General features: G+C 35.8%; 16 protein-coding genes, 1 tRNA gene and 2 pseudogenes. 12 read left to right on the forward strand and 7 right to left on the reverse strand.

Annotated elements, in window-relative coordinates:
• Positions 1-93 precede the first annotated feature (93 nt).
• On the reverse strand, positions 94-828 hold the full coding sequence (locus HGD76_RS11750) for a DUF1995 family protein (RefSeq protein ID WP_015079556.1): 735 nt from the start codon (positions 826-828) through the stop codon (positions 94-96).
• A gap of 227 nt (positions 829-1,055) precedes the next feature.
• Between HGD76_RS11750 and HGD76_RS11755 the strand changes: the two genes are divergently transcribed.
• The 8 genes and pseudogenes from HGD76_RS11755 to HGD76_RS26260 all read left to right on the forward strand — a co-directional run bounded on the left by HGD76_RS11755 (position 1,056) and on the right by HGD76_RS26260 (position 9,598).
• On the forward strand, positions 1,056-1,940 hold the full coding sequence (locus tag HGD76_RS11755; protein ID WP_168695881.1) for a ParA family protein: 885 nt from the start codon (positions 1,056-1,058) through the stop codon (positions 1,938-1,940).
• Positions 1,930-2,607 (forward strand): hypothetical protein, encoded by a 678-nt coding sequence (locus HGD76_RS11760; protein ID WP_168695882.1) that lies wholly within the window; start codon positions 1,930-1,932, stop codon positions 2,605-2,607. Before HGD76_RS11755 ends, HGD76_RS11760 begins: the two co-directional genes overlap by 11 nt.
• A gap of 103 nt (positions 2,608-2,710) precedes the next feature.
• Positions 2,711-3,151, forward strand: a pseudogene (locus HGD76_RS11765) (DUF4351 domain-containing protein); the annotation flags it as partial.
• Positions 3,152-3,430: 279 nt separating this feature from the next.
• Positions 3,431-4,771, forward strand: coding sequence for a DEAD/DEAH box helicase (locus HGD76_RS11770; RefSeq protein ID WP_168695883.1), 1,341 nt, complete (start codon positions 3,431-3,433; stop codon positions 4,769-4,771).
• A gap of 183 nt (positions 4,772-4,954) precedes the next feature.
• The gene (locus tag HGD76_RS11775) at positions 4,955-7,357 is read left to right on the forward strand and encodes an exonuclease domain-containing protein (RefSeq protein WP_168695884.1); all 2,403 of its coding nucleotides are present in this window, start codon (positions 4,955-4,957) and stop codon (positions 7,355-7,357) included.
• 24 nt (positions 7,358-7,381) lie between these two features.
• The gene (locus tag HGD76_RS11780) at positions 7,382-8,596 is read left to right on the forward strand and encodes an acetate kinase (protein ID WP_168695885.1); all 1,215 of its coding nucleotides are present in this window, start codon (positions 7,382-7,384) and stop codon (positions 8,594-8,596) included.
• Between the two features lie 57 nt (positions 8,597-8,653).
• Positions 8,654-9,439, forward strand: a complete 786-nt coding sequence (locus HGD76_RS11785) for a hypothetical protein (RefSeq protein WP_168695886.1) — start codon at positions 8,654-8,656, stop codon at positions 9,437-9,439.
• A gap of 15 nt (positions 9,440-9,454) precedes the next feature.
• Positions 9,455-9,598, forward strand: coding sequence for a hypothetical protein (locus tag HGD76_RS26260; protein WP_168694545.1), 144 nt, complete (start codon positions 9,455-9,457; stop codon positions 9,596-9,598).
• 626 nt (positions 9,599-10,224) lie between these two features.
• On the opposite strand, the gene HGD76_RS11795 is transcribed toward HGD76_RS26260, so the two are convergent.
• The 3 genes and pseudogenes from HGD76_RS11795 to HGD76_RS11805 all read right to left on the reverse strand — a co-directional run bounded on the left by HGD76_RS11795 (position 10,225) and on the right by HGD76_RS11805 (position 12,202).
• On the reverse strand, positions 10,225-11,358 hold the full coding sequence (locus tag HGD76_RS11795; RefSeq protein WP_168695887.1) for an ISAs1-like element ISAsp2 family transposase: 1,134 nt from the start codon (positions 11,356-11,358) through the stop codon (positions 10,225-10,227).
• A 197-nt stretch (positions 11,359-11,555) separates the two neighbouring features.
• Positions 11,556-11,744: pseudogene (locus HGD76_RS11800) on the reverse strand (DUF4277 domain-containing protein); the annotation flags it as partial.
• Between the two features lie 152 nt (positions 11,745-11,896).
• Positions 11,897-12,202, reverse strand: a complete 306-nt coding sequence (locus tag HGD76_RS11805; RefSeq protein WP_168695888.1) for a helix-turn-helix domain-containing protein — start codon at positions 12,200-12,202, stop codon at positions 11,897-11,899.
• 105 nt (positions 12,203-12,307) lie between these two features.
• On the opposite strand from HGD76_RS11805, the gene HGD76_RS11810 reads away from it, so the two are divergent.
• Positions 12,308-12,381 (forward strand) — tRNA-Arg (locus HGD76_RS11810).
• A gap of 142 nt (positions 12,382-12,523) precedes the next feature.
• Here the strand turns inward: HGD76_RS11810 and HGD76_RS11815 are convergent.
• Positions 12,524-13,567 carry a 3-deoxy-7-phosphoheptulonate synthase gene (locus tag HGD76_RS11815; RefSeq protein ID WP_168695889.1) on the reverse strand — a complete coding sequence of 348 codons (1,044 nt, stop codon included), beginning with the start codon at positions 13,565-13,567 and terminating at the stop codon, positions 12,524-12,526.
• A 312-nt stretch (positions 13,568-13,879) separates the two neighbouring features.
• On the reverse strand, positions 13,880-14,257 hold the full coding sequence (locus HGD76_RS11820; protein ID WP_168695890.1) for a DUF1823 family protein: 378 nt from the start codon (positions 14,255-14,257) through the stop codon (positions 13,880-13,882).
• A 298-nt stretch (positions 14,258-14,555) separates the two neighbouring features.
• Here HGD76_RS11820 and HGD76_RS11825 point away from each other — a divergent pair, with 298 nt between their 5' ends.
• Both HGD76_RS11825 and HGD76_RS11830 read left to right on the forward strand, forming a co-directional pair.
• Complete coding sequence (locus HGD76_RS11825) at positions 14,556-14,729, forward strand: hypothetical protein (RefSeq protein ID WP_168695891.1); 174 nt, start codon at positions 14,556-14,558, stop codon at positions 14,727-14,729.
• Positions 14,730-14,945: 216 nt separating this feature from the next.
• Positions 14,946-17,072: a M3 family metallopeptidase gene (locus tag HGD76_RS11830; protein WP_168695892.1), complete on the forward strand. Its 2,127-nt coding sequence runs from the start codon at positions 14,946-14,948 to the stop codon at positions 17,070-17,072.
• Between the two features lie 71 nt (positions 17,073-17,143).
• Here the strand turns inward: HGD76_RS11830 and HGD76_RS11835 are convergent, their stop codons facing one another.
• Positions 17,144-17,401 carry a hypothetical protein gene (locus HGD76_RS11835; RefSeq protein ID WP_210967773.1) on the reverse strand — a complete coding sequence of 86 codons (258 nt, stop codon included), beginning with the start codon at positions 17,399-17,401 and terminating at the stop codon, positions 17,144-17,146.
• A gap of 279 nt (positions 17,402-17,680) precedes the next feature.
• Here HGD76_RS11835 and HGD76_RS11840 point away from each other — a divergent pair, with 279 nt between their 5' ends.
• On the forward strand, positions 17,681-18,667 hold the full coding sequence (locus HGD76_RS11840) for a cyanophycin synthetase (protein WP_168695893.1): 987 nt from the start codon (positions 17,681-17,683) through the stop codon (positions 18,665-18,667).
• Positions 18,668-19,099: the final 432 nt, after the last annotated feature.

Here is a 19,099-nt window from a genome sequence, read left to right on the forward strand (position 1 = left end):
TTTAAAATCAATAATCAGAGAATGGGTAATTGGTAATTGTAATTGGTAATGGGTAATCAGGTGATTAAGCGATTTCCCCATTACTTCGTAATCCTAACTGCTCAAAGCCTTGATAAACCGTTGCAAACTCTTAAACACACTGGGTTTTCTCGTAGGTGTAGCGTCCGTAGTGTTTTCCCTTTGTCCCCCCATGAGAATCGCGTCTAATTCATCACCGGAGGGTTTTTTAGGGAGTTCGGCAACTTTTTGATATTCACCCGCTGTTTCTAGCCATACTTCCCATAGTCCAGGGTAGCAGCGGAAAAGGGCAGATTCATCATCTACAGGACGGATATAGTAACAAGATTCGATGGTACTAATGAAGCGACGACGGGTTTCTCTGGCTGTGTAACCAATACCAACTACGCTGGAATCTTCTAGCCTGGGTGTTAACATGATGACGGGACGTTCCCCAATCAGTTCACACAACTTTTCTAATTGTGGGACTTCTACAGAGGTGGGAGCAATAAATAGGAAAATTTCATCTTCTGGCTGAATTTTCGCTTCTAAAGATGCAGCCCTACCTGTACCAATATCGGAAATTTGGAATTGGGCATCTGTCCAATCACGACGGGCTAATGCAGCCGCACCAGCATCAGCAAAGAAGACTTTGAGACGGGATTCATATTCAGTGAACAGGGGAAGAAACTGTTCTGCAACTGTCATGAATTTGAGTTCTGGAAATAATAACTCAACTTGAATCCGAGTCATACCATCAGCTAAAGCTGATTTTACCGCTTCAGTTGATTGAGCGATCGCATCTTCTAAGGTTTTGGGTAGTTCAGCCATAGTTTACAAAGTGTTTCAAAAAAGCAGGGAACAGGGTTGAACGTGATTTGGTATCTAAGTTTTATTAACACTATATGTTTTTATCAAACTGACAACCACTATATATAATTCTCTCACTAAGTAGCCATCATGAACTCTTTAACTAAGACTGTGTGCTATCATATACAATGAAGGATGTGTCGTAAGATTCAAAATATCCATTCTAAACCCACTTGTAAATTGAAACTATGCCCGCTAAAGTCGTTAGTCTAATTAATCTCAAAGGTGGAGTCGCTAAAACAACTACTACGGTTCAATTAGCTGAGTGTCTTGCTAGTCAGTTTAGTAAGAATGTATTAGTAATAGACCTTGATCCTCAAACTAATGCTACTATTGCTCTGATTGGTGAAGAAAAATGGGATGAATTAGATAGAAAAAAACAAACTGTATTTCAAATGTTTCAGGATAAATTAGATGACACATCTTATTTTCAAGTTCAACAAGCAATTCAAAAAGGTGTTTCCAATTTAAAACTAAAGACATTAAGCTTATTACCTTCAAGTATTAAATTAATTGATATTCAAGATAATCTTGATGAAATTTCTAAGAAAACAGAAGGGACTATAGCTCCGGTTGCAGTATTGAAACATTTCATCAAGCCTTATTTGAATAATTATGATTATGTTTTGATAGATTGTCCACCGAACTTAGGAAACATTACTAAAAATGGAATTGAGATTAGTGATTATTTTTTAATCCCAACAATTCCTGATAAACTGTCAATATATGGCTTGCCTCAAATTATTAAAAGTATTCATACATTTGCAGGGAAACGCAATTTTAATATTAGATGCTTAGGGCTTGTAATAACTAAATATCAAAAAACATCAGCTAGACATAATAATGTGATAGCCTATGAATTACCCACAAGATTTAACGATACCTTTAGGAAGGTAAATCTAGATCCAGCACCCATTTTTAGAAACTACATACCACAAGCTAATCAGATTGCAGAAGCTATGGACTTTGATATGGAATTAAACACCAATGCCTTTAAAAAAAAGTATGGTTATGGTGATTTGAATCAATATGTAATTAAAATGACTAAGGAGTTTATTGAATATGCTAAATAAAAATAATCGGGATAATAAAAATAAAAAATTGACAGATAATAAAATCAAATCACCATCATTAGAAAATAATTTTGTTCAAGATTTATCCAAGATAAATTCAGATGAAAACGACGAACAATTTAAGGAATCGCCATTATCAGAAAATAATTTTGTTCAGGATTTATCTAAAACTAATGTGAGTGGAAATAATGAACAAATTAACCCTGAACAGGAAAAGATAGAAAATGATGCAAACTGTGATATTACCTTACCTAAGGTTTTTGAATTAATCACAGAATTACAAAAATTTCTAACTGCACAAACTTCACAAATTAAAGATATTCAAGACAATCAAGAATTGATAATTAACAAAATTAATGAATTAAGCAATGATGTTAAAAACCCATTACCAAATATTCAGCAAAAAACAGTACATACAAAATCAAGAAGTAACAAGTATGAACCTCCTATTATTCCAGTTGCATACTTGCAAGAGCATGGAAAAGATGAGCTAAATAAAAAGTTAGAAACAATGACGATTGATGAACTTAAACAAATGAACAAACTGTTTTTAAATAAACCAAAAAAAGAATTAGATAAAATAGATCGTGAACAAATGATTCAATACTTAATAAAATATGCTGAAACAGAATTAAACCGAGGTAGTAAATTTGTAGAAGGTAGATAATATAAAATGATTAATGATACACCTAAAACAGTTATTTGGGTAAATTCTGCCAAAGAGGAACTTTTAGAATTTCCTGAAGATGTAATTGATGAAGTTGGGTATATTGTGGTTGAGAGTATTGGGACGTGGCACAGTTCAAAAACAGGCAATTGATGAATTAGCAGCACTACCGGCAAATCATCCATTTCGGAAAGTGACGCTAGAATTGCTATACAACCTCCAAAAAAACTTGAACATTAATCAACAAATAGAAACAGATGATAGGGAGTTAGTGATGAGATTAGCACCGCTTTATCAAGAAGACAGAGAAAAAGCTAGACAAGAAGGACAGCAACAAGGACAGCAACAAGGAGAACAACAAGGAGAACAACAGATAATTCTCCGGTTATTAAAGCGCCGATTTGGGGAACTTGGATTATCTGTAATAGAGCAAATTCAAGGATTATCTATTGATGAATTGGAATCATTAGGAGATGTATTATTAGATTTTTCAAAAGTTGGTGATTTAGAAGTTTGGTTAAGGGAAAAAGCCAGCCAACAATAGTGATTCTCTAATTATTGAGAATGGCACATCTGGTAAAAAAGTAGAGACGTTCCATGGAACGTCTCTACAAAGGTTTTAGAAAGCGGATATTTAATTTCTTCTGGAAATTAACTTCATACTAAACATAGTTTCAGATTTAACAATAATTCTGCTATGATGGTTGACTGTGGCATTTGCTCCTAGTCTTGGTGCTTACCGCCCATTTAGCATTTTAAACCATTCGTCCGCCTAAGACTGAAGCCGTGAGTGGCGACAGGCCGATGTTATTTTTGGAGTTCTATGTCTTTTTCTAATCTCGGCTTGTCCCCTGAAATTGTCCGTGCTGTCACTGAGCGGGGATATAGTCAACCCACACCAATCCAGAAACAGGCTATTCCTGTGGTATTGGCTGGTGGTGATATTATGGCTGGAGCGCAAACTGGTACAGGCAAAACTGCCAGCTTCACTTTGCCGCTGTTACATCGGTTATCTGCAAATAAGAACGTTCCCAGTCATTCTACTGGATTTTCCCCAATTCGGGCGTTAATTCTAACTCCTACCCGTGAACTCGCTGCACAGGTGCAAGAAAGTGTCCGTGATTATGGTAAATACTTAAATCTGAATTCAATGGTGATGTTTGGGGGAGTCAGTATTGGTCCCCAAAAACAGAAATTGCGAACCCGCATAGATATCTTGGTTTCCACCCCAGGACGATTGTTAGATCATGTTCAACAAGGGACTCTGAACTTGTCCCGTGTGGAAGTGTTGGTACTGGATGAAGCAGACCGAATGCTGGATATGGGCTTTATTAATGATATTCGCCGCATTCTTTCGCTTTTGCCTAAACAACGCCAGAATTTGCTGTTTTTTGCGACATTCTCAGATAAGGTGAAAACTCTTGCGGCTGGGTTAGTACATAACCCGACAATGATTGAGGTAGCACGTCGGAACGTAACTGCGGCAACGATATCACAGAAAGTTTATCATGTTGACCGCGATCGCAAGCGGCAATTACTTTCTCATCTGATTCGGGAAAATAACTGGTATCAAGTATTAGTGTTTAGCCGCACGAAGCATGGCGCTGACCGGTTGGTGAAGCAGTTGGGTGAAGACCGCATTCAAGCCCTGGCTATTCACGGGAATAAGAGTCAGGGAGCGCGAACACACGCTTTGGCTAAGTTTAAAGATGGGACTTTGCAGGTATTGGTAGCAACGGATATTGCTGCGCGTGGTCTTGATATTAGTGAATTACCTCACGTTATTAATTACGATTTACCTAATGTCCCAGAAGATTATGTGCATCGTATTGGTCGGACTGGACGCGCTGGGGCGGAAGGTCAAGCGATTTCCCTTGTATGTGTTGATGAACATCATTTGTTAGCGGATATTGAGAAACTCATTGAGCAGCGTTTACCGAAAGAAGTGGTGGCTGGTTTTGGAGTCAACCCGGAAATTAAGGCTGAACCAATTCCCAATGGACGCAAAGCTCCTTCTGGTGGTGGGAATCAGCGAACTCGTCGTTCTGCTCCTAAATCTGCTTCTTCAAAATCACCTAGACAGCCTTCTTCACGCACAGCAGCAGGTGATAAAAAGCCTGGTTCTAGTTCTCCTACTCCACGTCGTTCTGGTAAACGTAGGTAATAACTAATTTTACAATTTGGCGTTGGTGAATGACAGGATGATTTTATCGGGCTTCGCTAACACGCAGAGGCACAAGGAGCAAGAGTTTGAGAAATTACTTCAATTCAGCAACGCCAGCAATTTTTCGTGTTCACGATATAATTATTATAGGTGTTAAGATTATCTACTTATAAGTAAATTAATATGGATTTTGTTGTTTTAGATACTGAAGGAAATCCTAATTTAACTGAATTAGCTATTGTTGATAGTCAAGGTGTGCTAATTTATGAAGGTTTTTGTGATGGTAATTCCCATGGGTTTCAAAATGTTTTAAATCTCAAAAGTCTCAAAACTTTATTAACAGAATTTTTAACTGTTGTTGAAGGTAAAAAAATTATCTGTCACTATGCAGAACATGATATTGATATCCTCAAGCATAGTTTTCGACAAGTTGATTTACCTTGGCAAAATTTACAATTTGATTGTACTTGGATTTTGGCAAAAGACTGTTTTCCAAATTTAGAAAGTTATTCTTTAGAGTATCTGAGTAAATATTTGAATCTGCGAGCTAATAATCAATATTTTCTGCCGAATATGGCACATACCGCTAGTTATGATGCCAAATTTACTTATCATCTTTATAGAAAGATAATGTTAGAAAATCTCAAAAAACAACCTAATCCCTTTACTAGTAGTCGAGTTGATACTCCTTTTCAACATCATCCAGATTATACTGATACTTATCATCGAGAATTCCAGACTTTACAAACTGCTTTAAATAATATTAAATTAGATCCTAATCATCAGAGTAAAGGTGTAGTTGTTATTGGAGAACCAGGTACTGGTAAAACTCATTTAATGATGCGACTTGCTAATGAGAGATTATCAAGTAATAGATTACTATTTATTCGTCAACCGAATAATGCCCAATTTGTACTTTATCATATTTATAGTAGAATTTTAGAATCCCTAGTTGAGAAAGCCGGAAATTTACCTCAATTATACTCTTTAATTATTAACACTTTTCGGAAAATAGTTAGTCTTAATGATAGAGATGTTACACAAAAAGATATAGATATTTTAAAAGCCTTATATGATTTAGAAGATAATAGTATTAGTGCTTTAAGTAAAGAAAATACACAACGAAAACGAGAATATTGGCAATATATAGAAAAGACGATTAATGAATGGTGGATGAGTAATTATGCTCCGGGTAGTTTTGCTTTATCTATCATTAAAGGCATGGTTAAATATTGCAGTTATACAGATTATAAATATAGAAATATTAGCACTCGTTGGTTAGCAGGAAATGTTTTAACTGACGAAGAAGCTGAAACCGTTGGTTTACCAAATTGGGGAGAAGAAATTAGTAAAGAAGCTTTTTCTTTAGAAGCTATTTCAGTTTTAGGTAAATTATCTGTTTTAGATGAACCTTTAATTATTATTTTTGATCAATTAGAAGGTTTAGGACTTCCTCACAATCAAGAAATCTTGTTGAATTTTGGGGAAGCTATCAAAGAAATTTTCACTCATGTTCCCAATAGTTTAATTATCTTGAATTTATTTCCTGATAGGTGGGAAAAATTTCAAACAACATTTGATCAATCTATTATTGGTAGAGTATCTCAATATCAAGTTTCTTTACGTCAACCGACAGAAACGGAAATTAAATCTATTCTCAAGGTGAAAATACAAACAGTAGATATTACCCTAGAACAGTTATTTTTACCTGAAGATTTAGATGATATTTTAGGTAAAAAACCTATTCGTGCGGCTTTAAATCGGGCGGCTAAATACTATGATTATAGAGTTAATGGAATTTCTTTACCAGATGAAAGAAAACTAATTCGGGAATTAGATAGTAATGAAAAAATAGAACAGCAATTAAAATTTTTACAGCAACAGCAACAAACATCAATGGAAGTTTTAAGTCAGCTAATTCAAGCTATACAATCACCTAATGCTGTTGATTTAAGCAACTTACAGAATAGATTAGCAACTTATTTATCTGGTGAAACTACAATTCCCGTAAATCCTGTAATTGAATATCTGAATGAACATAGAATTGAGTTAGAACAAAAATATCATAATCCATCTATTATTAGTGATGGTGATGATGTTGGTAAATTGAAAAATATTGCTGAAGCTTTAACTCATATCCAGTCATTTAAATTAAGCCAATATCGTTTAGGGAAAAAGGTATTACCAGAACATATTGTTATTGAAAGAGGAAATCAGTATCATGTAATTGCTTTTTTAGAAATTAGTGGTACTCCCTTTACGAGTCGGATTAGTAATTTCAATGAATTAGTTATTAATAATTCTCAAAGCCAATTTTATTTAATCAGAGATGAACGTCAACCAGGCATTACTGCTAAAGTCGGTAAAGAAAGAATGCAACAACTAGAAAACAGTGCTAATGGGAATTTTGTTCTCTTCAATAAAGAAGATAGAATTCTCTTTGATTTGATTTATGATCTAATTATCAGTATTCATAATAAAGATTTAGAGATAGATTTGGAATCAGCTTTAACTTTTGTTACTACTCATCAAGAATGGTATCACTGGATTTTTACAAAGTTTGGTTTTACTCCACCCAAAAAATAAAATCACCATACTAAGTTTGAATTTATGAAAATACTCGTCCTCAATGCCGGTTCTAGCAGCCAAAAGAGTTGTTTATATGATATAACATCCCCAATTCCTAATGTAGCCCCCCAACCCCTTTGGGAAGGGAAAATAAATTGGATTCAGGACCAAAATCAGGCAGAAATTACAGTTAAAACCGCTACAGGTGCAAAACTGCAAGAAACCATTTCTGGTGATTCTCGACAGGTGCAATTTACTCATTTGTTATCTACTCTTATCAATGGTGAAACCAAGGTAATTGATGATTTATTAGCCATAGATGCGGTAGGACATCGGGTAGTACATGGTGGTGAAGACTACCAAGATGCTGTGATAATTACTGAAGATGTGAAACAGGCGATCGCTCACCTATGTAATCTAGCCCCAGCCCATAATCCAGCCGCTTTAGCTGGCATTGAAGCCATTGAAAATAGTCTGGGAAATATCCCCCAGATTGCAGTTTTTGATACCGGATTTCACCACACGTTACCCGATGCCGCAGCCATCTATCCTATCCCCTATCAATTAGTTGAACAAGGTATCCGTCGTTACGGCTTTCATGGCATCAGTCATCAGTATTGTGCAAATCGAGCAGCGGAAATTCTTGGTCAAGATTTACCATCTCTACGGATAATTACCTGTCATTTAGGTAATGGTTGTTCTTTAGCCGCCATCAAAAATGGTTGCAGTATTGACACAACAATGGGATTTACTCCCCTAGATGGTTTAATGATGGGTAGCCGCAGTGGTTCAATTGATCCAGGGATTTTAATTTATTTACTGCGACAGTATAATTACTCTAGTCAAGAATTAGATAATGTGTTAAATAAGGCTTCTGGATTAAAAGGTATTTCTGGAATATCGAGTGATTTAAGGGAGGTGATAGCCGCAAAAGACCAAGGTAATCAACGCGCTCAACTAGCTTGGGATATATACGTACATCGTCTCCGGGCTGGTATCGGGGCAATGTTGGCTAGTTTAGCAGGTTTAGATGTTTTAGTTTTTACTGCTGGAGTCGGCGAAAACTCCCCAGGAATCCGTCAAGCTGCTTGTGAAGCCTTGGGATTTTTGGGACTAAAAATTGATGCTGATAAAAACCAGCACCAACCTATTGATGTTGATATTGCCACATCTGATTCAACCGTGCGAGTATTAGCCATAGAAACTCAAGAAGATTGGGCAATAGCTCAAAAATGTTGCCAATTGGTGCAACAATAATAGAATTGAGGGACTATCCTCATTTTAAATTTTTATGAATTTTTAATTAGTAACAGTATGTTCTTATCTCGTGAAGCTATTACCACACCTTTAGTCGTTTGCTTGTGTATTACCAGTATTAGCTTAATGCAAATACCAAAGTTGCAAAAACTATTAACCAGTCAACAATCTATTTCTGTTGAAACTCTGGAAAAAGACCTCAAAAAAGAAAGTCTTCGCTTGAACTTACTGAAAAATGTACCTAGTTTTAGTTATAAAAACCTGATTGCAGATTGGGTATATATTGATTTTTTGCAATTCTTTGGCGATGATGAAGCCAGAGATAGAACAGGGTATCGTCTCAGTCCAGAATATTTTGAAGTTATTTTAGGACGTGACCCCCGTTTTCTAGACGCTTACCTAGGACTTTCTGTAAGTAGCTCTTTATACGGTGGGATGCCAGAAAAATCTATAGCTTTAATGGACAAAGGATTAAAATCTTTATCTCCACAATTACCCAAAAAATCCTATTATATCTGGCGTTATAAAGGCACAGATGAGTTATTGTTTCTAGGTAATGCTCAAGCAGCCCAAACATCTTTTCTCAAAGCCGCAGAGTGGGCTAACACTTATACTGACGCGGAAAGTAAGCAAGCAGCATTTAGTTCTCAAAAAACCGCTGAGTTTCTCAGTAAAAACCCAGATAGTAAATCAGCCCGTATTTCTACATGGATGATGGTTTTAAATAATAAAGTTGATCAAAAAACTCGCAAACGAGCCATTCGGGAAATTGAAGCTTTAGGAGGGGAGATAGTCACTAATCCCAACGGTACAAGTAGTATTAAATTACCAGAAAAAGATTAATTGGTCAGTTGTCAGTTGTTAGTAGGGGCGAAGCATTTGGAAGATAAATTATCGGTCATTGCCAAAAATAGTTCTCGAACCCACATTCCGCACCCCAAAATGTTACAGAGGGAAATTACGGAGATGAAAATCAAAGGGAGCATCAAAACAAACAGATAAAGTGAAAAAAGGCATTTGAGAAACAGTAAATCACCAAAAATGTCATCAAAATCTATTCTCAATAAGAAGCAATAAGAATGCACACCACCTGGAGAGGTCAATGAATAAGCGAAAGGAGATATTCAAGAAACAATTATAAGTTAGACTAATCAATTAAAGTAAAAAACGAAATTATAGACATAGTAAAATGGAGCTATAAATCAAAGAGATTAGCTCATCTTTACAAGAGAAATTAAATTGATAGAGATGATAATTAGCTGACTAATTGATAGTAACGTAAACAATCATCTGGTAAAAGACTCAAGATAAAATCTCTGTCCTTATTCCAATTAGAAATATGTTTCTCCCAGGGGAAACGCATCTAAATTATCTTGACAGAATACTATATTAGTGCATCAATATGGGAAAATATCTAACTTCATTCAAAATCTGATAAATTCCTTTATTAAAATTATAAAAATTTCATAAATTTAGAGTAATTATTTATTTTTAATGATGGATTTATTTTGTTCAGTTCTATATATTAATATCTATATTTTTTGGCATCAAAAATATAGATTCTATTGTAGAATCAACAGAAAAATAAATTGGTTATATTTATATTTGTCTATATTTTCTGATTTTTATCAGATACATTCTAAAATCTTCTCTAAATATTCATCATCCCATCCTGCACAAAACTGCTTACTTTTAGTTCCTAGTTTTTGGCTTTTTTCTTTTCCTAAAAGATTAACTGCTATATGACGAATAACTGCAAAGTTTTGTGGTGCATTATCCTTTCTTATCCGACAATCATCTTCTCTAAAAGCTACATCTAAAACCCAGTGTAATGAATTCTCTATACCCCAATGAGTGCGGACTGATTCTCCTAGTAATTTCGCATTATTTGTCAAACTACTTATATAATAGCCTGTCTCAACCTTCGTTTTTCCATTAACTTTTCGTATATATTCTACCATTCCTACACTTTGAAGATTTACCCATTTCTTATCAGTATCTATTCTTTCTTCTATGTCTGATAACATGAGATAATGACGAATCTCTTCTCTTCCATGTTTGTCTTCTTTTGTATGAAATTCACTATATTTGAATCCCTCAAACCCTTTAGATATAGCTTCTTTGAAGATTTCTTCTACATTCTTATATAAATTACCTTGATTCTTTTTGAGTGCGATAATATATTCGCCTGATTTTTCTGCAATTGATTTTACTATCTCTTTTTGACACCCCATCGCATCAATCGTTACTAAACATCCGGCTATATCTAATACTTTAATTAATTCCGGTATGGCTGTTATTTTATTTGACTTTTCTTCTACTTTACATTGTCCTAATACTAATTTATTACTAGTTGCCCATGCACTTACCATGTGAATCGCACCTTTATCCTTTCCTTTATCATATGAATGCCTTAATGTTTTCCCATCTATTGCTATGACTTCTCCTTCTGTAATTTTATTGATAGATTTTATCCAACTCAAAAAACAATTCTGAAATTGTTGCGGATCTATTCTCGCAAATACTCTGGCGAATGTATCATGAGATGGAATCCCGTTTGGAAGTTCTAAAAATTGTTTTAGCCATTTTTCTTTCTTTTTTCCATAAGCCTCCATCAATACCCAACTATCTACTCCACAGATCACTGCACAAATCGCAATGGTTACTATATCTATTAATTTATGCCTTTTTGTTCTCTCAACTCTTTTATCTTCTAAATCTTTAAAGTGATCTACTATTGTGATTTTTGGTGGTAGCTTCATTTTGTGAATTTTGTCTCTTTAGTTTTATTGAGAATACCACTTCAACTCATTTTATTGATTCTTATAGAAACGAATTTACCATCAAATTTTCTTCATACTCATTTATTGGCTTGATATTAACATGGTAATACTGCCCTTTTTATCTATTCATAGAAGTTACATTTTGTCAAAAAAAATTAGATGCGTTTCCCCTGCGGTTTGGAGACAAATCCTAACCCGTTTATTATCATGGCTTTTACTACTTGACCTGCATTTACTTTTTCGTCTTTTTCGACTCCTATTAATTCATTTATTATTTCTACTATTCCGATTGAATCTATGATTCCTGCTACTATCCCTAGATGGTCTATGTTCTCAATTTCTATTTCTTGAGGTTTTAATTTCACAACAGTTTCCTCTCATACTTCTGTTGTTATCAATTATTTCTTATTTGGTTATCGCCTCATTTTTTTCTTTTGTTACCAAGTTTCACTTTCTCACACCATTTCGCTTTTAATGCTATTTATTATCATTAAGCATCTTAATTTTTGAATTGACTTTAGTTATTATGTACTACTTTAAGGGCTTTTTTGATCTGTGACAGTTTGGGGTGCGGAATGTGGGTTTTACCTAAAAAATCTATTTGTGTGTCAAGGTCTAACAACTGGGCTTTTGTGCTGACACGGGCATAAAGAACCCTCTCTTTATCCATTGAGACTGTTTTGATGAATGCTGACTCTGGATATCTCCGATGTCCCCCAGGGGAACGGATACATTCTATTTTCCCTAAGTCAGCCCATTCTGCCGTTGTCTTAGGGTGATAGCCAAATTGTTTGTAAACTTGTTCTGGGGTTAGGTATTTCATCTTTCGGTTAAATACGATTAACCCCAGTATACTACGTTATTTTGAGATTAGAGAGTTTGGCAGTCTCACTAAAAATACTGCTATGATAATATTTGGTTCATTCTTGGGGTTGTAGCTCAGTTGGATAGAGCGAGCGCCTCCTAAGCGCTAGGCCGTGCGTTCGATCCGCACCAATCCCATTTGTATTTGTCATGTAGCTGCACTTGGAATTAAAGCGCAACTACATTTTGTTTTTGTTTCGCGCAGAGACGCAAAGGAGCAAAGACGCAAAGGAAGAGGTATATCTATTTATGGTGTAAATACATGAAAAATGCTGTCGGTTTACGCCAATTTAGCATGAGCAGCCAAAATAATTCTTTCTGTTTCTTGCCAATTGATACATTTATCTGTTACGGAAACACCATATTGCAAGTCTTCTCGTTTTCCGGTTATCGGTTGGCTACCTTCGTACAAGTTCGATTCTAGCATCATGCCGACGATGGAATTATTGCCATCTATTATTTGCTGAATAATATTTTCAAAGACTATGGATTGTAATCTATAATCTTTGTTGGTATTACCATGACTACAATCAACAACTATTCTTGGTGATAAGTTGGCTGCTTTTAATTGTTCTTCTACTAGTTTAATGTTCTCTGCATCAAAATTAGGCTGAGTTCCTCCACGCAAGATTACATGGCCATGAGCATTTCCTTTAGTTTGAAATACACTCACTTGTCCTTTTTGATTGATACCCAGGAAATGATGGGGTGTGTTCGCTGATTTAAGCGCATTTACGGCAACTTGAATATTCCCGTCTGTACCATTTTTAAACCCCACCGGCATAGATAAACCACTGGCCATTTCTCGGTGTGTTTGTGATTCGGTGGTTCTTGCGCCAATTGCTGACCAAGATACCAATTCACTGATATATTGAGGGATGATGGGATCAAGTGCTTCTGTGGCAGTTGGTAATCCTAACTCTGTCAACTTTAATAGTAAGTTCCTGGCAATTGAAATTCCTTCTTCTACATGAAAAGAATCATCCATTTTTGGATCATTAATTAATCCTTTCCAGCCTACTGTAGTTCGGGGTTTTTCAAAATAAACCCGCATAATTAGCAGCAGTTTATCCTGAACTTTTTCGGCTAAACCTAGCAAGTTTTCTCCATATTCTATGGCTGCTTTTGGATCATGAATTGAACAAGGACCGACGACAATGAATTTACGTCGGTCTTGAAAATCTAGAATATGTTCTATTTCTTGTCTGAATTTTAAAATTGTATTTTCAGCAGTTTTCGTTACAGGTAATTTTGCCTTCACTTCATTAGGAGTTGGTAAAACATGAGAACTCTTAATGTTAGTGTTAATTAATTTGTGGATCATAGCAGAAATCTCTGGATTTGTGTTATACGGTAGTAATTCTCAAATATCTGTGAAAACGTTTTTTATTCTCTTTAAGCCTAAAGTAGTTTGTTAAAAAAACAAGTTGCACAAATTTAGATCAGATTACTCTATGCAAGGGTTGAATATATTAATATACACAGTTTTTCAGAAAAATACAAGATAAGTCCGTGTTATTTCCATAACATTTGGACATAAAACAATAATTTAATCCAGAAATTTAGATAAAAAGCTCCTATCCCCAACCTTAGAGAAGCAGGGGATATTTTTGGAAAATTACTAAATATAGTAACTTTACTCAATTTTACCAGTGGTTATTAACATATAACTTAATAACCAATTTGCTGATGTGGCTCTGCGAGTTTGTCGCGGACCAAATTCACCAATTTTGTAACCTTTAAAACCGAGTTTTTCTTTGAGAGCCTGTTTATTTTCTGGAGGAATAGAACGAGTCAATTTCATAATTGCTGGACGAGAATCAATAAAATCCGGTGGTTGTGGATATTCATCTCTCCAGGTTGGTGCTACTTCACTATTAGTCCATGTGTCTGTAATGGGATTATAGCGATAACCCTGGTGATACCATAATAATTTTTTTACAGTATCATCATCAATTTTATCATTAATGATTGCCCAAATTGTTTCTGTATTTAGTGGGGGAAGATGAGACATAATTTTGAGAAAACAGGGAACAGGTAACAGGTAACAGATGATAATTTTACCAATTACCAGCCCTTACAGATATAATCAGTGTTCAAACCCACAAAATATTACTTAGCAAAAGTACGCTTAACTTCAATAGCATCATTATAAGCAAGACATCCTTCTAATACTGTACTTCCTTGCTTGTACTCAACTGTTTTAGTTTTAAGTTCTGCTCATGTATTAGCACAACTTAACAACACTAGCGCAGTGTCAGCAAAACAGAAAGTCAAAATTTCATAACTTTATTAAGTATTCAAAATTGATTATGGTGAATTATCACCACAAAACTCGACAAAATAAAAGTCATTATTTTGAAAATAATTGCTACAATTCTGCTTTTAGCTTCTGGATGATGTATCTCAGTTATCAAACAGGAATTCAGTTGTTAAAAGTTGCAGGAGGATGGTTTACGCCACACTACGCTACGCTATCACAATGAACTTTTTTGTATAACTGGCATAAGAATTGAGGTAAATTCAATTATTTATTGTATAAAACTGTACTTAATTGCTCATAATCTCCTAACTTCTGTATTCTGTTTAGTAAGATTGCCATTCTAGCAATGCGAAATTTTGTCGTAACGCTAAATTATTAGTTATATAAAGAAAAATCAATCGTTGTTCCCAATTAATTCATCGGCTATTAACTCATTACCATGCGTGCAACTGCTACTATTTATCAGAATCCCCTACTTCAAAGCTGTGGTTTACCCGCATTTGCGGCTATTAAATCGGAGCAAGTCGAACCAGCTTTTAGTTATCTGTTAGGAGAACTTGAAAAGCAATTAACTGACTTAGAGGCAAATATAGAGCCTACTTGGAGCGGCTTAGTAGAACCTCTAGAAAAATTGACAGAACGGCTAAATTGGAGTTGGGGAATCCTAAATCATTTAATGGGTGTAAAAAATAGTCCAGAACTACGTATTGCCTATGAAAAGGTACAGCCGCAAGTAGTTCAGTTTATGAATATCCTGGGACAAAGCAAACCTATTTATAATGCTTTTAAAGCAATTCGCCATAGTCCTACCTGGGAAACTTTAAATTCAGCCCAACAGAGAATTATCAAAGCGGCAATTCGAGATGCAGAATTGTCCGGTGTTGGTTTAGAAGGCAAAGACAGAGAACGGTTTAATAATATCCAAATGGAATTAGCAGAACTAGCGACTAGATTTGCTAATCACGTTCTAGATGCCACTAAAGGCTTTATTTTAATTCTCACCACCCACGATGACATTGATGGCTTACCAAGTAGTTTGTTGAGTCTTGCAGCCCAAGCTGCGCGGGCGGCTGGAGAAGAAAATGCTACACCAGAACATGGACCGTGGCATATTACTCTAGATTTTCCTAGCTATTTCCCGTTCATGCAGCACAGTACCCGGCGGGATTTACGGGAAAAAATCTATAAGGCTTATATTACCAGGGCATCTTCTGGGGAATTAGATAATAATCCTTTGATTATCCGTATTTTAGAGTTAAGAAAAGAACTAGCTCAATTAATTGGCTTTGAGACTTTTGCTGAACTGAGTTTGGCTAGTAAGATGGCCAAAGATGTTGCCTCTGTCGAAAAACTATTAGAAGAACTCCGTCAAGCTAGTTATCATGCTGCTGTCAAAGATTTAGAAAAACTCAAGGCCTTTGCTAAAGCTAAGGGAGCAGCAGAAGCTGAAAATTTACAACATTGGGATATTAGCTTTTGGGCTGAACGGCAACGGGAAGAAAAATTTGCTTTTACTGCGGAAGAATTACTGCCCTATTTTCCCCTCCCTCAAGTCCTAGATGGGCTATTTGGGCTAGTAAAAAGGCTTTTTGGGGTGACGGTGACACCGGCTGATGGCCAAGCCCCAATATGGCATGAGGATGTGCGTTATTTCCAAATTGCTGATAAATATGGTGAACCTATTGCTTATTTTTACTTAGATGCTTACAGCCGTCCCGCAGAAAAGCGGGGTGGGGCTTGGATGGATGCTTGCATTCACCGGAGGAAAGTTACAGAAAATGATTTGACTACTATCCGTCTCCCTGTAGCTTATTTGATTTGTAACCAAACTCCCCCTGTGGATGGGAATCCGAGTTTGATGGCTTTTGATGAGGTGGAGACATTGTTCCATGAATTTGGCCATGGCTTACATCATATGCTGACTAAGGTGGATTATCTGGGAGCAGCAGGTATTAATAATGTTGAGTGGGATGCTGTGGAATTACCGAGCCAATTTATGGAAAACTGGTGCTATGACCGCCAAACCTTGTTTGGTATGGCTAAACATTATCAAACAGGGGAATCATTACCAGAGCATTATTACCAAAAATTGTTGGCAGCACGTAATTACATGAGCGGTTCAACTATGTTGCGGCAACTAGATTTTAGTAGTGTTGATTTGGAATTACACTACCGCTATTCTCCCAATAGTCAGGAAACCGTGACAGATCTGCGACACCGCATTGCTAAGTTAACAACTGTATTACCACCATTGCCGGAGGATGCGTTTCTATGTGCTTTCGGTCATATTTTTGAAGGGGGTTATGCAGCCGGATACTATAGTTATAAGTGGGCTGAGGTTCTCAGTGCTGATGTTTTTGCTGCTTTTGAAGAAGCGGGCTTAGAAGATGAAGCCGCAATCCACGCCATTGGCAGACGTTACCGAGATACGGTTTTAGCACTAGGTGGCAGTCAGCATCCCATGGATGTCTTTAAAACCTTCCGGGGACGAGAACCCAGTACCAAGGCTTTACTCAAGCACAATGGGCTGCTGACTCAATGCTGTTCGGATAAGCAGGGGAAGTAGGGGAAGTAGGGGAGGTTGGGGAGGTTGGGGAAGATAATTTTTCCCTTGCACCAGTCAGCCATTCCGTAAATTTACACGACAACTTCTTCCCGTTGGCAATCAAAGAAAAGTTCAAAAACAGTATCAGGAATCATCTGACGGATGTGTTGAATATAGCCTTCGGCATCAGAACGACTGCGAAACCGGGAAACAATAACTTTTTCCCGTTCGCTAACGATACGGGCTACAGCCCAACCATTCAGCCTTTTTTTGTAGGCGTTATCTTCTCTTGCCGCAGGAATTGTGATATCTTCTAAAGTGCTATTTTTGTAATCCGTATTTTGTGGCATGATTATTTTATGCATAAGAACTTGAGTGAAGGGCGTTAGTATGTCTCTTAACCAAAGATTTACTAGCGTCTTTTATTGATGATGCCACCTTGTTATTACATATTTTAAAAATTGTCAATACTTGGTGCAACAACTTATTTTCTGACAATCTTTGCTTTTATTTAATTCAGACTAAGTATATACTGTATTAATTCAGTATTTAAACTTAAATAAAAACAAGAAATATTGGTATAAACTATACCAGACTTCAATTATTTGAGATCATCTTGCAAAATAAAAATGTCAATTACATCAATCATCCAAAAAGTAGCATTACAAATAGGGGCTGTAGTTTTACTTGAACCAGAATATAAATTAGTTGGGCATATTACTTTTAAAAACGGGAAAAGATCAGTTTTTAGTTATGCCAAATTGAATATTAACGGTCTTGCTTCAGCCGAGTTAGTCAAAGATAAAGCCTATAGTAATTTTTTCCTCAAGCAGCTTGGATATCGAGTAACGGAGGGTAAGACATTTTTTACTGATCAGTTATGTGCGAAAATAGCTCATCCTAGAAATATTGATGATGGATTTAATTATGCACAATCAATCGGATTTCCAGTAATTGTTAAACCTCTGAATCTTAGTCAAGGCATTTTGGTGACTAAGGTATATAATCAGGCAGAATATTATGATGTAGCTCATAAGATCTTTGAAATTAAATCAGGATTGATTGTAGAAAAGTTTTATAGTGGTAATGACTATAGAATTGTTGTTTTGGATGATGAGGTGATTACCGCTTATCAAAGAATTCCCTTATTTGTTGTTGGTGATGGGATATCTAATGTTTTAGAGTTACTTCAACAAAAACAGGCAAAATTTTTGACCATGGGGAGAAAAAATGTGATTAAATTTGATGATTTCCGCATTTCCCAAAAATTAAAAACGCAAAATATTGATTGGAATAGTGTGATTCCTCATAATAATATTATCTATCTTTTGGATAGTGCTAATTTATCCAGTGGAGGTGAAGCGGTAGATTTTTCTGAAAGGATTCATCCTGATTTTCAAAAATTAGCAATTAACATTACTAAAGATATGGGATTAAGATTAACAGGGGTAGATATACTCACCCATGATATAACTATGCCGATGGTAGATTATACGCTCATCGAAGTCAATGGTTCTCCTGGTCTAAATCACTATGCTGCTAGTGGTGAAGTAGCAGCAAAAAGGGTGGAAGAGTTTTATCTGAAAATTCTCCAAGTCATAGAGAATGATAGTTAGGGCTGGCTGAAAAAAGCAATAGGAGTGAAAAATTGCTGGAGTTTCCATCAGATTAATCCCTATTTAAAGCGTAGGTGGGTTGGCAAAAGAATACATTAAATCAGCCTCGATTAATATAGATACCCGACTTCTTAAAGAAGTCGGGTATCTGTTTATATTTAAGTTAATAGGCAAAAGTGACAAAATTGCAGCAATTATGTCCCTTTTTTTGGCTATTTTTAGTCCGTAATTGTCTATTTTTTAGTGATATTCTCAACCTAAAAGGGCAAATTTACGGATATTTGTGCGGAAAATGCTGTTATCATCAAGCTATTGAAGGTGACAAAACTGAAACAATTATGTCACTTTTATTTTGTCTAAGTCTCTAGACAGAGGTTTTTATTTTGAATAGGATGTAGTGGGGAAATAAAGAATAACAACCCTAACAAATTA

The organism is Dolichospermum flos-aquae CCAP 1403/13F, from assembly GCF_012516395.1.
Lineage (GTDB): Bacteria > Cyanobacteriota > Cyanobacteriia > Cyanobacteriales > Nostocaceae > Dolichospermum > Dolichospermum lemmermannii.